The sequence below is a fragment of the Treponema sp. SP13 genome (genome assembly GCF_050938355.1).
Lineage (GTDB): Bacteria > Spirochaetota > Spirochaetia > Treponematales > Treponemataceae > Treponema_D > Treponema_D socranskii.
Genome location: NZ_JADOVM010000002.1, coordinates 318,419 through 332,370 on the forward strand (window position 1 = coordinate 318,419; position 13,952 = coordinate 332,370).

Consider the following 13,952-nt stretch of genomic DNA (forward strand, 5'->3'; position numbering starts at 1 on the left):
ACTTAATTTTAAACTCGAGGAGCTGTCGAAAAAGTAAGCGACTTTTGAGACAGCCCCGTTCTATCGCCGTTTTCCGATTGCGCCGATCCGAGAAGGCGGCCAAAAGCGGAAGAGCGTCGTGCCGAGTATGTATTTTTTTCCGACATACTGCGGACTCATATTTGATTCGTAGGTTACAGAGTAGGCGTCGAGTTTTGTAAGCGGGGTGAGCGTTTTCGTATACGAATGGCGCATATCGGCGGAATTGAAACGGTTGTCTCCCATCATAAAATAAGCGCCCTCGGGAATGTACTGCGGTCGTCCGTTTTTATTTTCAGGAAACACGGGCATATTGCGCTGATCGAGGAGCATCACGTACAGGTTGAGCATTTCAGCCCTTTCCATAAGCGAGCGGATTTCATCGTCGCTTCTGCGCGCATCGGAGGAAGAGGCCGCCTTTATCAATTCGGCGTTCCGCACGATGAGGCTTCCGACACATTCCTTTATCATGATATTGAGCCTGTAATTCGCATCGCTGTAGATATCGCCTCCTGCATAGCTTCCCGCCTCCGGCTTCGACGCGATCCAATCGGTCATAAAGGACGAAAACCATGCAGTCCCTCCGTCCGCGCTCATGAGACGCTGCGTGAGGGCATCGAAATTGACAAAGAGATTGTATTCGTGCATCGAAGAGGCATCCATCGTAAAGGTTCCGCTGCGATCGGGAACTGCGCGTCTGAAGCGTTCGGCGAGAGCGCGGCACGAACGAGATGCTGCATCGATATCGTATTCGCGCCGCCTTTTTTCACACTCGATCATGAGATCGTATTCGCTTTGCGAAAGCGGAAAATCCCGTATGCCGCGCTTCGCTTTTGGGGCAACATCGTTTAAATTCCACGCGGCAAAGCGCGCATCTTTTTCGACCGGTTTGAAATCGCCACCGTCTTTTGTGCGCGCATAGAGGACTCCGTCCTGCATTACCAGCTGCTCTCCCGGCACGCCCGCGACGCGCTTTACAAGCGGATCGGGTTTCGGCATACCGTTCGCATCTTTATTGAGATTTACCGCCATAAAGGTGAGAAGGTAGACGAGCTGGCTCGTAACGGTTTTCACTTCCGATTTTCTGTCCATGCTGTAATGCGGATTTCGGAACACAACGACATCTCCCCGCTCGTAGGTTTTAAGCGAGGGGATGCCGACGTCGGATAGCGGAAACTTCGGACCGCTCGCCGTCTTAAAAACGACGACACGGTCGCCGACGAGAAATTCCGGCACCATCGATTCCGACGGAATCATATACAACTGCACGATAAAAATTTGAATGAGCAAAACCATAAAGATAGCCTGCACGAGCGCATCAGCCCAATCGAGGGCTTCAAAAGCGGCGCGCGCAAAGCCGCGCGGTTTTACGGAAGGATTTTTTTCGCGGTATTTTTTCCATTCGGGAGACAGAGCGTATACGCGCTTTTCGTTCAAAAAATACAGCGCCGCGAGCGACGAAACGAAAATGATGCACCACAGAGAAACCGTTGCGATATCGTACCAAAACGGCGTTCCGTTTTTTCCCGCCCTTCGAAGCACAAAGGATGCGAGGAGCACGTACGGGAGATACTGCATCATTTTCCGCACGGCGGGGATTACGGAAACATCTCCCCGCTTGAGTCGTATCGATTTGTAAAAGACGACAGCCGTAAACGCGAACGAAATCGGAAAAGCTAAAATCGATATGTCGGCGGAAAGGGGGATGCAAAAAAGCGCAAAGAGAAAAGAAGCGGCAAGAGAAGCGAACAGCAAAATAAATAATGTTTCGGTTTTTGATTCTGTCATAACGCCAGTATAGCAAAAATACCGCCCTTGGTGTATACTACGAATACTGAGATTAAGGCAGGTAACGTCATGCCGCGTTCAATTTTAAATACGGTTTCCGGTCTCGATATGGTTTCGGGTGATACGGAACTGTACGAAACGCTCGTCGATTCTTTTTTAGAAGAAAATGTAAACGACAAAGCGCATTTTGCGTCTCTTGCGGAAAACGCAGCACAAGACAAAGGCTTCGTTTCATTCGTACACAAGACGAAGGGATCTGCCGGCCAAATCGGATGCGAAGCGCTTTACGATGCCGCCCTCGCACTCGAGAGTGTGCTGCGCGGAAAAGAAGCGGGAGACCAGGCGGCGCTGACACGGGAGTTTTTTAAAATATACGACGAAACGCTTTCCGCCCTTAAGCAATACCGTAAGCGGATTTAAAATTATTAAAAATCGTATCGGAAAAGATTTGCGTTTTTTCCTTTGCCAAGCTTTCCTCCCCGTATCGCAATAAAAATGCCCTTTCATATACGCGAGCGATCGCACTCATTTTCGTTTCGGCCTCTCCCCGCATCGTCTGGTACGGTGCATCCGTTTCCATGAGGAGCCGCTCGACGTCGAGTTTTTGCACGCAGGCGATCGCGCTTTTATCGCCGAAGGAGAGCGGGTTTCCGAAACTGAAATACGCGTTCACGCCGCGCTTTAAAAGAGAAGATGCGTCCTGTACGCTTCCCGTAAACGAATGAAACACGACGGCCGGGATTTTCGAAAGCGCTTTCGAATCGCGGAACATTTTATCGAGCGCTTTGCGGCAGTGGACAACGAGCGGAACGCCGTACAGAGCTGCAAGCTCGCACGAAATTCGCCACGCCTCTTCCTGCCGCGCGATATCGGCTTTGAATTCCTTTGTAAATAAATCGAATCCCGCTTCTCCGATCGCACCGATACGCCGTTCTTTGAGAAGCGTTTCCATAAACCCTGCGTTTTCGACGAGCGGAAGCTGCGGGTGCATACCGAAGGCGCACAGCACCTGCGTATTTTCGTTTTCGTTGAGCTTTGCCGAAAGCGTTTCCTGCATTAAAAACTCGTTCCGGTCGTGAGCGCAGGAAACGCCGTAATAGGATATGGATTCAAGTCCGCGAAACGAATCTTCAAGCGAGTTTTCGGCGCAGCGGGCGAGGTGAAAATGAGCATCCGTCAATACAGAAAACGCTAACATCCGCATTACATTGTACCGAAAATAAAAAAGCAATGCAAACATCGGGAGGTTGGAATTGAAAAGCTACACTTTAAAAAGCATCGGAAACTCATCGGATTATATGACGGTCGTGCGTGAAATGGAAGACGGATACGTCGTGCGCATCGTACGCGACAGAGACGGATACGAAGAAGTGAAAACCGATTATATCGGCAAAGAACTCTTCGAAACCTGCATCCGCACGGGCTATCTCGTCGAAATCGCGGAACCGGTAAAAATCGCCGTCAACGCATAGCGCGGAAAATAAACGCGCCGCTTTTGCTTTCAAGCAAATTTCACGCGGCACGCATCGGTCGATGTAAACTCAGCGCTGAGTAACGTACGCATCGACCGATGTGCGTTCAGCAGAGCGCAACGTACGCATCGACTAACGAAAGCGCGGCGTGTACGCGCACATTGATGTCGGAAACGCAGGGAAGCCAATGAATCGAGCTTCCCTGCATTTTCATTTTACGCTCCATGCCGCGAAACCACGTTTCCTGCCGCTTCGCAAATCTCCGTATAGCAACAACAAGTTTTTCGTACAGTTCGTCGCGGGAGGCGATTTTCCCCTGTAAATATTCGGCGACGAATCCGTACTCAAGACCGAGCGTTTCAAGCCGCTCCCACGATGCGCCGCCCCTGTGCAAATCTTCCACTTCTTCTATCATGCCCGAATCGAGGCGGGATTTGAGACGCTTTGCAATGCGCTCACGCAGCTCTTCCCTCAAAAGCGTCGTACCGATGACAAGCGGACGAATGTCGGGACGGCTCATCATCGTCTTTCGCATAAGAGCGGCTTCGGGACTTTTCATATACTCCGCTATCTCTATCGCGCGTATGCAGCGCTCTTTATCGCGGAGGTCTTCGCGCGTGTGGAGATCGGGTTTCAGCGAAAGCAAAAGGCGCGAAAGCTCTTCGATCGGCATCGCTTCGAGTTCGGCACGCCTCTTTTCGTTTTCGGGCACTTCAACCAAATCGTAATTTCTGATAACCGCATCGAGGTACATACCCGTACCGCCGACGACGACGGGCAATTTTTTCCGACCGACGATGTCCTGAAAGACGCGGTAAAAATCTTTTTGATACTGAAATACATTGTATTCGCTTTTGAGATCGGTTATGTCGATGAGGTGATACGGAACGGGAATTCCGCCCGAAACGTATTCGTCCAAGTCTTTTCCCGAACCGATGTCGAGTCCCTTGTACACTTGCCGCGAATCCGCCGAAACGATTTCACCGTTCCGCTCCCGCGCGATCGCAACTCCTATCGCCGTTTTGCCGCAGGCGGTCGGTCCCAAAAGGATGACGCAGTTGCAGCTCTTTCCGCTTTCCGCCACTCACAGCACCCGCGCAATCGCGCATTTCAAATATTCCGAGCGCTCATAACCGAGGAGTATCGGATGATCCTGCCCCGCTCCCCGCTTTTCCAATATCTGTACTCGGCGGCCGCTTGAGGCGGCTGCGTGCATGAGCATATCGTAAAAGGTGTTTGCGTCGAAAAATGCGGAACACGAACAGCTTATTAAAATGCCTCCTTGGCGGAGCAGGCGCATCGCGCGCAAGTTGATTTCTTTATAACCGCCGTACGCTTTTTGAATGTTTTTCGCGCTCTTCGTAAAGGCCGGAGGATCGAGGACGATCACGTCGAAAGTTTCACCCGATCCTTCATATTTTTTTAATAAATCGAAAACGTCGGCGAGCACGGTTTTGACTGTATCCTCTTTTTTATTGAGTGCGGCGTTTTTTTCGATCATCGAAACGGCGTCTTCCGAAATTTCCGCAGCGACCACTTCACGCGCACCGGCAAAAGCTGCCGCGAGCGCAAAAGCGCCCGTATGCGAAAATGCGTCAAGCACACGCTTTCCGTGACAAAACGGCATAATCGCTTTACGGTTATCCTTTTGATCGAGAAAAAAACCGGTCTTTTGTCCTTTTGCAATATCGACATAAAAGAGGATGCCGTTTTCGTTTATCGTAATCACGTCGCCGCCGCTTCCGTATATCCAGCCCGTCCTCGCTTCGAGCCCTTCTTTTTCGCGGACGGCGGCATCGCTCCGCTCGTATATGCCCTGAGGATTGCACGTTTTAATAAGAGCTGCCGTAATCTCTTTGCGAAAAACTTCGCACGCGAGCGCAAGAAACTGTACGACAAGATACACGGAACCGTCGACGGATGCAAAGCGTTCGACGATGAGACCGGGAAGCAAATCGGCTTCGGCAAAAACGAGACGGTACGAATCGAGTTCTCCGTAACGGATGCGCCTCATATTTGCCGCATCGCGGATGCGCGCATCGATAAACGCTTTCGTATTTTCAAACACTTTGTCCGCATGAGCCGAAGAGAGCATGCGCACGCATATCTTCGATTTTCGATTGATAATGCCCGTACCGATAAATCCGCCTGCAGCCGTAAACACTTCGCACGCGCTTCCGTCGGCACTTTCGCATTCGGAAAGCGGCGCATCTTTACGTCCGCTCCCGTCGGATGCAAAGTATTTTACATGAGAGATTTCGTTGTCGAATACCCACGGAAAGCCTTGTACGACTTCCCTTTCTTCTTTCGGTTTTAAAAAGATACGAAGCGCATCATTCATAGCAAAAGCATACTAGTGCGAATGCCGAGTTTTGTAAATGACCCGATTGCACTGCGCGGCGGAATCGTATCACAGTGTCAGAGCCAAGGGCGCACTTCGTTTCGAAGATCGTCCGCGTTTGTAAAACGGAAGGTGCGGATGCCGAGCGATGAAGAAGCCTCGCAGTTCGCTTCGTTGTCGTCGGTAAAAAAGATGTCCTCAGGTGTAACGCCTTCTGCGAGCATGATACGCTTCCAAAATTCGACGTCAGGCTTCGACACGCCGATCATATTCGACGCATAGGTTTTATCGAAGAACGCATAATCGCTTCTCGCAAGGTGAATATCGTAATGGCTTTGAATCGTGTTCGTTCCGCACACGACGCGGTATTTTTTTCGAAGCGCTTTGACTGTCTCGACCACGCCGTCATCGAGTACCGGATTAAAAAAGAGACCGAGGTAGTCCATCGGCACGCGCACGCCCGTCCGCCGCTCAAACTCGCTCCAAAACTCATCGGTCGTCACTTCTCCGTTCGAAAGCATCGTCATGATATCGGCATCCCGTATATCGATTTTTTCGTTAATAATTTTTCCGCGGGCTGCCCTGTCGTATTTGCAGGCCGCATAGAATTCCCCTTCGCTCATGCCGACGGCTTTTGCGACGGCACCTTCAACCGCAACGTTGTGAGCAACGACGCCGCCCATATCAAATATAAAAAGCTTCATGGAAAACAAGTATAACGCATTTGGAAAAAAGAAACAAATGCGCGGCAAAGATCGCTCGAAGAAAAGCACATTGCGCGCATCATTGATTTTTTTTAACCTCTTTGCTCCCTACCCTGCGATTTCTCCGCCCCACCACTCGTCGAGCACCGCGCGCGCTTCCGCTTTGAGCGAAGGGTCGACACAGACTTCGAGCTGCTTCAAATTATCGGCATAGTGCGCGCGCCCCAAAGCCCGTACCGCTTCGCGTATGTCGTCGGAAAGGGGGTGCTCATCCAAATAGGAGAGAATGATCGTAAATACCGAAGAAGCCGAACACACTTTTTGCCATGAAGCAAGGTCGGCAATTTGTCGGCGCGAAGAAATGCCGGTGTTGATGCGGTAGTCGTACACGACGTCCCTTATGCCGAAGTATGTATCGGCATGTAAGGCGATAAAAAAGCAGGTAAGAATATCCTCCGCCATGGTACAATAGGTAAAGGGAATTTCTGCGTACGCTTTTTGAATAAGATGCGCTTTAAAGAGCTTACCCCACAAAAAGCCCGCATAGCGCTGTTCTATCAAAAAGCCGCGCATAACTGCATCTCCGGTAAGTGTACCGGAATACACATGCGCCGCTTTTTTCGCAAAGGTTTCGATGCGCGCTTCCGGCTCCCCTTCCGTACCGAATACCGCAGCTTTTCCATGCACTATATCCGCGCCGGACGCAGCGGCTGCATCGTACAAGATACGGAGAGCCGCAGGCGGCAGCTCATCGTCGGAGTCGGCAAAGGCGATGTATTCCCCCGATGCGGCGTTTACTGCCGTCCGCCGCGCTTCTACGAGGCCGAGGTTTTTACGGTGTTCCAAAAACACGAACGGCAGCCCCTGCTTTTTAAACAGCCTTGCGTACGTTTTAATGATACGCTCAAGCTCTTTTGTACCGGAACTGCCGTCGTTTACAATGACGGTTTCAAAAAGCGGCGCATCCTTTTGCGCCAAAACACTGTCTAAAAACCGCCCCACCAGCCCCTCCGTCCCGTACACCGGCACGCAGAGACTGATAAGCGGTTTCTGCTGCGCCGCACGCCCGAAGCGCGCCGCACAGCGTTGAAGAAAACTCATCTTACGGGCTTATTCCCAGCTAAAGCCGGAACCGGGCTGCAATTCTTTGGTGAATTTTCCGGCGGCATCCGTTTCTTCCGGTGTGTTCAAATTTCCGTCTAAGTCGTATATCAATACTTTGTTGTCATTATGCACCGGATTACCGGACGAACCGGAAAGGTGTCCGTTTACATCATAAGCGCCGTCCGAAGCAATCACAAGCTTTTTCGGCTTAACGGCGATAAAGCGGTAAAATCCATAACCGACTCCCGGATTTGAACCCACCGGAGGTACGGGATTCTTTTCAGTGAGCTTTTCTGCGTTGCCGGAGAAGCCCTCCGCCGTCTTACCGATTTTATACAGGGCGCTGCTCATCTTAAATTTATCAATGGTACATTTGCCTGCATCATTATTCCATTTCTTGGTCTCTTCCGCCTTCGACGTAATGGCATACAGCGTACCCTCAACCACTTGTAAGCCGTTAATTGCTTCTTCGTACTCGATATACGGTAGCTGACTGTTATCATACGGCTGCGGATTTGGTATCGGAGTATCAGGATTGACGGGATCCACATACGACGAAGCATTTTCAACAATAGTAACCGATCCGTCGGCATGAGCTCCTTTCAGGAATTTTTTTACCTTTAACCGGTATTTAGAAATCTGATTGACTCCTACAGTCTCTTCATATTTCTGCTTTACGCCGACGAACACCGCGTCCTTATTTGCGGCAAGCGCGGTCAGCTCTTCGTTTTCGGCGGATGTAAACGCCTGCGGCTCTTTTTCTCCTACAAAATGATCTGACCATTCTATCTTCTGTACACTCAACCTCAGGTTACCTACGACTGGCACAACATTAATGCCGTAATACAAGATATTAGTACCGCCGGAGACATCCACTGCAATAGATACGGGCCGTTCCGATTCATCCTTGATTTTCATATCTCCCGTGCTATTAAAACCGCTATCCGTAGGCGTAAAGCGTTTAACCTTATAGCTCGATCCCTCCTGCACCACTACATACAAATTACCGTCTTGGTCATAACAGAACACATCGGTAAGCTGTTGGGATGGCGTGGTACTAAGTGCAGAGGATGGAGAATAGGCTTCCGTTCCGTTGTCACCTACCCAATATGGGCCGCCTTTCTCCCACAGCAGCATCTTCGTTTCGGGATATGTGTACTTATCATAGCTTTTAAACCATGTTGCGCCGTCCAAATCCAAAGAAGAAGCGCTCAAAGTGTTGTTCTTGCAGTCAAACGCCATAATGCGGTCTTTATTGCCGTTGACATGGAAATTTTCGTTCACCTCCTCGATATTTACGCCGTCGTCCGCGATGTACAGAGTATCCCCGTCATAGCCGAGAAAGCCTGCAGGAGAAGAAAAATACTTCGCATCATATCCGATGGAGCCGGGGTTTGCAGCAGCCGGATTAAGGCCGCTGTTATTGCCCGACAGTGCGACCGGCGTTAATTGGGTAGAACCGTCGTACGTGTATCGCACTATTTTACCCAGCGCATAGAAGGCTGCTCCCCCAATGACATTTTTTTGGGCAAGCACGCCGTAGACACCCTTTCGGTCGGCAAATAAGCCGGTGCATACCATTGGGCTTTTGATGGGATGCTGCCAAAGTTCATCAAGTTCCGTTTCGGCTTTATCCGTAGTAAATGCAAAACTTCCTGCCGTCTGCACCTTATATGCGTACAGTTTTTCAACATCGTCCGAGCCAACCTTCACATCCATTGCAAAAAAGAGCGTACCGTCAAACGCGGCAACGGCATCGATAGTTACCGCCCCCCAAACATCGGGCATAGTAACTGTCGCGGGGCCGCTGAAAGAAGCATAGCCGGTATCAGCCTTTGCCATATATGCGGTAATCACCGTATCCGTGAAGCCTGCTGCCATAGTGCGTTTGAGCAAAAAGACATCTGCCGTTTTAAAATCTACGGCAAGATCGGTTATACCGGTATCGGGCAAAGTAAATCCCGTCTTTGCAGTTCCGAAGTTATTATCTTTTGTACCGTCCGCGCTAAAGCGTTCAAGATGAAGCTGTGCAGTCGGCGTACTGTCGCAATACAACACATAAACATTCCCCGCGCTGTCCCGCGCGGTCATCAGCTTGTCCTGCTGCCTTGTGTTGATATCCTGAACAAGCTCTTTTACGCTGCCGTCCAAAGTTTTCAGCTTGAGGGTAACATGGCCGTCCTCATCGCGGCTCCACAATAAACGCGGTATCTTCGTTTCGCGGCGGCGTCCGGCGTATTCTGCAAACCACGTCGCGTTACCCGCATCGTCAAACGACATGCCGTTCGTTTTACGGTTGAATGCTGCGATACGGTTTTTGTTGCCGGTAACACACCAGCCGAGATACTCGTCCTCGCGTATGTCAACGCCGTCGTCCGCAATGTAGATGTTTTCTTCATCATAGCCGATAAAGCCCGCAGGAGAAGAAAAATACCGCGCATCAAAGGCGATGGAACCGGGGTCTGAAGCAGCCGGGTTAAGCCCCTTCGTCGTTTCGCCCGTAAAGGCGCTGCCGGAATATTGATACCGGATGAGATTTCCGAGTGCATACAAGGTTCCGCCATTCAGCTTTTGCTCGCTAAGCAGGCAGTACACGCCGCCCTCGTCGGCAAAAAGACCGGTACAGGTGGTATGATTACTGTTGAAAGCATTGTCTTGACGAACTTTAGGGAGCTGTTTTTCGATTTTATTCGACAGCGTTAATGCAGAGCCAGACAGTTCGGCTTTACAGGCAAACAGCTTATTCACCTGAGGAAGGGAAAGGGAAGCGCTGAGCGGGACGGTAAAAAACAAAGTACCGTTATATGCCGCAACGGCAGAAACAGTGCTTATCGAAGTAGACATAAAAACGTTGTTTGAACACGTAAAGGTGTTAGGTGCTGTTTCGTTTATACACACCACCTGTGGACCATAGAATAAAAAAATAGTATTATTTTTTGCATCGATTGCTATATTGTCGATATTATCTATAGTAGCACCGGTACTACTGTGAGCCAGCGTCTCGGAAATATGGTCTTTGAATTCCTCATCTTCATTCCCCTCTACATCAAAACGGGTAAAATGCCTGGAATCGCCTTTATCATACAAGACATATATCCTGCCGATGCCGTCACGCACGGTTATCGGCCGCTTCAGGTAATTACCGCCGATTTTGACATTTTCAATAAGATTGTCACCGTAATCCAGCTTGAGCGTTACTTCGATACCCGAAGAATCGTTTTTCACAACGCGGGAGAGAATATTCCCCACGCTCTTCGGCGCTTTGGAAAGCTGCAAAAAGATATCGTTTATGCCGGCCTCTACGGTGTGTTCCTTCGACGCACTCCAAACACCCGCCTCGGTAGTAACACGCGCCGTTACAATGATCTTCTTTCCGACCGCAACGTCCGCAGAAAGCGAAGTCGTACCGCGGGCGATTTCCGTACCGTCATCGTCGATGATCGTAATAGTCGTATTTTCGTTGTCGAACTCCGGCAAGCCCGTCTCGGGATTTGCCGAGCGCAGCCCCCCGCCCTCGCCGAGAAAAACGCGTATTTCGGCGCGCTCGCTTCCGCCGTTTACATTGAAGTTACAGGCGGCAAACACCGTACAGAGCATCGCCGACACGGCAAACATTTTAAAACAGATCTTTTTCATAAGCCTCCCCCATGAAACTTTTACGATACATCGTACATTATTAAGGATAATCTCTAAAAATTGCAATTTTTAAAAGATTCCCCATTTTCAATATAATATTATAACATAAATCGAAAAAAATAACAATTATTTTTAGATGTGTATTATTTTTATATTAAGTAATCGAAGACATTCCTAGACCTTGTTTTTTGTCTTGTTCAAGTCTTTGCTGAACTTCGGTTTTCCCACGAAGGTAGTCGATAAGAACGCAAGTATCGCAAAGATAAACCATTAAGAACGTCTCCAAGCTTTGGTTCTTATTTCCTCAATAGAAACCGTCCTATCTTTCCATAAGCCGAAGGCTGCATTAAAGTCTGAGAATTCTCTTTTATGAATTTTTACGGGTCTATGTAAAGTCTTTACAATCTTATCAAGTAATCTGATTTTTTCAGTATAAGAAAGCATATCAACTTGTGTTGAAAGTTGTTTAAAAGCTAATTCCGACATATAAGCCACTCCATTTCTTATAGTATACAATATTTTATAAAAAAAATCATCTCCCAATCATTAAAACCAACACTTAATTTCATATAACTTAATGATTTTAATATAGGTGAGTTTTATTTTTCTTAATAATTAATTATTACAATTACCATAATCGTTCGAGGGACTTATATTTCGTCGATTCTATTAATTTGTGCTTTTGCCGACGCGAAGCCTAAGGCAAAGTTGGCGCGAAAGTTGCAGTGCGTATAGGCACTTTAAGCAACTTTCGTGACAAACAAATGTCAGCGTTGAAGCGGGTGTTAGGCAATTTAGGCATATGCGTACATTTTTATTGTTTCAAATTCTAGGGAGTGATTATTGTTTTCTTCTTCTAAATCATACAGATTCTGAAGATTGAGCCAGAATTCTGCTGTCGTTCCAAAGAATTTTGAAAATCTGATAGCGGTATCCGCAGTAATTGAACGCTTTCCGTGAATTATTTCTGAGATTCTTGTTTCAGGAACATTGATTTCTTTTGCCAGACGATATGCAGAAATATTCATCGCATCTAAAAAATCTTCTTTAAGAATTTCTCCCGGATGAATATTGGGTAATTTTTCATCAGTGATAATCTGTGATTCTAACATTTTCTGCACCTCCATTTTCAAACTTAAAGACAATTCTCCATTGATCATTTATTCTGATTGAATAAAATCCGTCTAAATTCCCAACAAGTTTTTCAAAACGATTACCTGGAGGGAGCCTTAAATCTTCTACAACTTTTGCAGCTTCAATCATTCGAAGTTTTCTTCTTGCAACATTCTGAATCGTCATCGGTAACTTTTTACTTTTATTACCTTTGCATATTGATGCCGTTTCTATATCATCAAAACTTCTTATCATATTTCTATGCTAATGCTAAACAGAAGTATTTGTCAAGAAGAAACTAAGGTTAAAATGCAAAAATTAAAGTTTGATTTTTCCTTGCATAAGCAGCCATTATATAAAACATAAGTTTATTCAAAAAACTAAGTTACTAATTTTAATTTTAAGCTTTAATTTATAAAAATACATCCTATTTTTCAATAGTTACAGTTTATCGTGCCGTAAGGCATCCGTCTAACATATATTAGACCCTTTTTTATTATACCCCGTCTTCCCCATTTCTTCAATCAAATAAATAATCAAACAATCATATCGCGGAGGCTTTTATATCTCATCCTTAAACACCCGTGCAAACTCGAGATAAGAACGCTGCGATTTCGAGCAATGCGCAGAAATCGCGAGTGTCTCCGATAAAAGAAAAACGCTTCAGCGTTTTTCGGCTTTAGACTCCAGCGACGGCGCTATTTCAGCCGTTGCTTTTTATCGTACTCCTGAACTTTTCGTTCCGTTTCGCTTTTTCGACAAGCACATCGATGTGCTGTGTAAAACCGCTCGTCGCCCGCCTCTCGCAAAGATACTCCAACAAAGCGCTCAATTCAGGTTCGTCTTGCGATTTTGATCAAGACGAGGTATATTAAAAAAAGGAAAGAAATATGACAGGCTTTGAAAAACTCTCGAACAACGGAATCTATTTAACGCACGAAGATTTAGACTACATAATTTCCAAGTATAATATTAAAGAAATATCCGTATTCGGTTCTTCAATACGAAATGATTTTACGAACGAAAGCGATGTCGATTTTCTTATCGAGTTCAAAAATTCCGAAAAAATATCACTTTTTGATATACTGGATATTCAAGACTATCTCCAAAATATTACAAAAAGAAATGTTGATATCGTAGAACCGGCCGGTTTGGTAAATCCATATAGAAGAGAAGCAATAATGAATTCGCGAGAACCTCTTTATGTTGTGTAATGAGCGTGATAAAAGTTATATTTACGATATATTAAAATATTCACAAGAAGTAATTGATATTGTAAAAGACGAAAATCACAATAGTTTTGTAAATAATCGTATAAAAAGATTAGCGATTGAAAGATTAATACAAATAATCGGAGAAGCGGCAAATCACCTTTCCGGAGATTTTATACAAGAAAACCAAGATATTCCTTGGACAAAAATTATCGGCTTAAGAAATAAAATTGTTCATGATTATGGGGAAATCTTAACAGATCGAATTTGGCTTATCGCGTCGGAATCAATTCCTGAGTTAATGTATCAAATAAAATCGAAAAATTTCATCTAATCTCGCTTCAAGGATTCCCCTTATGAGGACACACAGCGCGGCGTTTACGGCACACTGTGTGATAGGACGCGCTCGTTGCAATACGCGGCACGGACGCCGTGTCGTTACTCGGCATAACAGTTGCGCATTTTTGCAGAGCAAAAATGCGGTAGTGAGCGGTACACGGATGTACCGCGAACGACCACCGCTCGGATTTGCTCTGATTAAGTCGAGAGAAGAAAAACGGCCAAG

At 47.1% G+C, this 13,952-nt stretch carries 15 protein-coding genes; 4 read left to right on the top strand and 11 right to left on the bottom strand.

Annotated features, from left to right (window positions below):
* Positions 1-60: 60 nt before the first annotated feature.
* Entirely contained in the window at positions 61-1,806 is a 1,746-nt protein-coding gene (lepB, locus tag IZU26_RS05590) for a signal peptidase I (RefSeq protein WP_433277414.1), read from the bottom strand.
* Between the two features lie 69 nt (positions 1,807-1,875).
* On the opposite strand from lepB, the gene IZU26_RS05595 reads away from it, so the two are divergent.
* Entirely contained in the window at positions 1,876-2,226 is a 351-nt protein-coding gene (locus IZU26_RS05595) for an Hpt domain-containing protein (RefSeq protein ID WP_433277416.1), read from the top strand.
* On the opposite strand, the gene IZU26_RS05600 is transcribed toward IZU26_RS05595, so the two are convergent.
* Positions 2,201-3,004 (bottom strand): TatD family hydrolase, encoded by an 804-nt coding sequence (locus IZU26_RS05600; protein WP_433277418.1) that lies wholly within the window; start codon positions 3,002-3,004, stop codon positions 2,201-2,203. The genes IZU26_RS05595 and IZU26_RS05600 overlap by 26 nt on opposite strands.
* A gap of 55 nt (positions 3,005-3,059) precedes the next feature.
* Here IZU26_RS05600 and IZU26_RS05605 point away from each other — a divergent pair, with 55 nt between their 5' ends.
* Positions 3,060-3,278, top strand: coding sequence for a hypothetical protein (locus IZU26_RS05605; protein ID WP_021331480.1), 219 nt, complete (start codon positions 3,060-3,062; stop codon positions 3,276-3,278).
* A 106-nt stretch (positions 3,279-3,384) separates the two neighbouring features.
* Here IZU26_RS05605 and miaA read toward each other — a convergent pair whose 3' ends face one another.
* The 9 genes from miaA to IZU26_RS05650 form a co-directional block, all read right to left on the bottom strand.
* Complete coding sequence (gene miaA / locus IZU26_RS05610) at positions 3,385-4,362, bottom strand: tRNA (adenosine(37)-N6)-dimethylallyltransferase MiaA (RefSeq protein ID WP_433277420.1); 978 nt, start codon at positions 4,360-4,362, stop codon at positions 3,385-3,387.
* Positions 4,363-5,619: a class I SAM-dependent rRNA methyltransferase gene (locus tag IZU26_RS05615; RefSeq protein WP_433277422.1), complete on the bottom strand. Its 1,257-nt coding sequence runs from the start codon at positions 5,617-5,619 to the stop codon at positions 4,363-4,365.
* 77 nt (positions 5,620-5,696) lie between these two features.
* Positions 5,697-6,323 carry an HAD family hydrolase gene (locus tag IZU26_RS05620; RefSeq protein ID WP_433277423.1) on the bottom strand — a complete coding sequence of 209 codons (627 nt, stop codon included), beginning with the start codon at positions 6,321-6,323 and terminating at the stop codon, positions 5,697-5,699.
* A 108-nt stretch (positions 6,324-6,431) separates the two neighbouring features.
* Positions 6,432-7,424, bottom strand: coding sequence for a glycosyltransferase family 2 protein (locus IZU26_RS05625; RefSeq protein WP_433277425.1), 993 nt, complete (start codon positions 7,422-7,424; stop codon positions 6,432-6,434).
* 9 nt (positions 7,425-7,433) lie between these two features.
* A complete protein-coding gene (locus tag IZU26_RS05630) occupies positions 7,434-11,063 on the bottom strand; it encodes a hypothetical protein (RefSeq protein WP_433277427.1) in 3,630 nt (1,209 codons plus the stop codon).
* A gap of 270 nt (positions 11,064-11,333) precedes the next feature.
* Positions 11,334-11,549 carry a hypothetical protein gene (locus tag IZU26_RS05635; protein WP_433277428.1) on the bottom strand — a complete coding sequence of 72 codons (216 nt, stop codon included), beginning with the start codon at positions 11,547-11,549 and terminating at the stop codon, positions 11,334-11,336.
* A gap of 308 nt (positions 11,550-11,857) precedes the next feature.
* Positions 11,858-12,175: a HigA family addiction module antitoxin gene (locus IZU26_RS05640; protein WP_038081853.1), complete on the bottom strand. Its 318-nt coding sequence runs from the start codon at positions 12,173-12,175 to the stop codon at positions 11,858-11,860.
* Positions 12,150-12,431: a type II toxin-antitoxin system RelE/ParE family toxin gene (locus tag IZU26_RS05645; RefSeq protein WP_081670815.1), complete on the bottom strand. Its 282-nt coding sequence runs from the start codon at positions 12,429-12,431 to the stop codon at positions 12,150-12,152. Before IZU26_RS05645 ends, IZU26_RS05640 begins: the two co-directional genes overlap by 26 nt.
* A gap of 448 nt (positions 12,432-12,879) precedes the next feature.
* The gene (locus IZU26_RS05650) at positions 12,880-13,008 is read right to left on the bottom strand and encodes a hypothetical protein (RefSeq protein WP_433277431.1); all 129 of its coding nucleotides are present in this window, start codon (positions 13,006-13,008) and stop codon (positions 12,880-12,882) included.
* Positions 13,009-13,066: 58 nt separating this feature from the next.
* Here IZU26_RS05650 and IZU26_RS05655 point away from each other — a divergent pair, with 58 nt between their 5' ends.
* Both IZU26_RS05655 and IZU26_RS05660 read left to right on the top strand, forming a co-directional pair.
* Positions 13,067-13,390, top strand: coding sequence for a nucleotidyltransferase family protein (locus tag IZU26_RS05655; RefSeq protein ID WP_021330160.1), 324 nt, complete (start codon positions 13,067-13,069; stop codon positions 13,388-13,390).
* A complete protein-coding gene (locus IZU26_RS05660) occupies positions 13,380-13,721 on the top strand; it encodes a HepT-like ribonuclease domain-containing protein (protein WP_021330161.1) in 342 nt (113 codons plus the stop codon). The genes IZU26_RS05655 and IZU26_RS05660 overlap by 11 nt, the downstream gene beginning before the upstream one ends.
* Positions 13,722-13,952: the final 231 nt, after the last annotated feature.

Bases quoted from the DNA above. Each gene is read 5' to 3' on its own strand.
- lepB (WP_433277414.1), bottom strand. From the start codon at position 1,806: ATGACAGAATCAAAAACCGAAACATTATTTATTTTGCTGTTCGCTTCT.
- IZU26_RS05595 (WP_433277416.1), top strand. From the start codon at position 1,876: ATGCCGCGTTCAATTTTAAATACGGTTTCCGGTCTCGATATGGTTTCG.
- IZU26_RS05600 (WP_433277418.1), bottom strand. From the start codon at position 3,004: ATGTTAGCGTTTTCTGTATTGACGGATGCTCATTTTCACCTCGCCCGC.
- IZU26_RS05615 (WP_433277422.1), bottom strand. From the start codon at position 5,619: ATGAATGATGCGCTTCGTATCTTTTTAAAACCGAAAGAAGAAAGGGAA.
- IZU26_RS05620 (WP_433277423.1), bottom strand. From the start codon at position 6,323: ATGAAGCTTTTTATATTTGATATGGGCGGCGTCGTTGCTCACAACGTT.
- IZU26_RS05625 (WP_433277425.1), bottom strand. From the start codon at position 7,424: ATGAGTTTTCTTCAACGCTGTGCGGCGCGCTTCGGGCGTGCGGCGCAG.
- IZU26_RS05630 (WP_433277427.1), bottom strand. From the start codon at position 11,063: ATGAAAAAGATCTGTTTTAAAATGTTTGCCGTGTCGGCGATGCTCTGT.
- IZU26_RS05635 (WP_433277428.1), bottom strand. From the start codon at position 11,549: ATGTCGGAATTAGCTTTTAAACAACTTTCAACACAAGTTGATATGCTT.
- IZU26_RS05640 (WP_038081853.1), bottom strand. From the start codon at position 12,175: ATGTTAGAATCACAGATTATCACTGATGAAAAATTACCCAATATTCAT.
- IZU26_RS05645 (WP_081670815.1), bottom strand. From the start codon at position 12,431: ATGATAAGAAGTTTTGATGATATAGAAACGGCATCAATATGCAAAGGT.
- IZU26_RS05655 (WP_021330160.1), top strand. From the start codon at position 13,067: ATGACAGGCTTTGAAAAACTCTCGAACAACGGAATCTATTTAACGCAC.
- IZU26_RS05660 (WP_021330161.1), top strand. From the start codon at position 13,380: ATGTTGTGTAATGAGCGTGATAAAAGTTATATTTACGATATATTAAAA.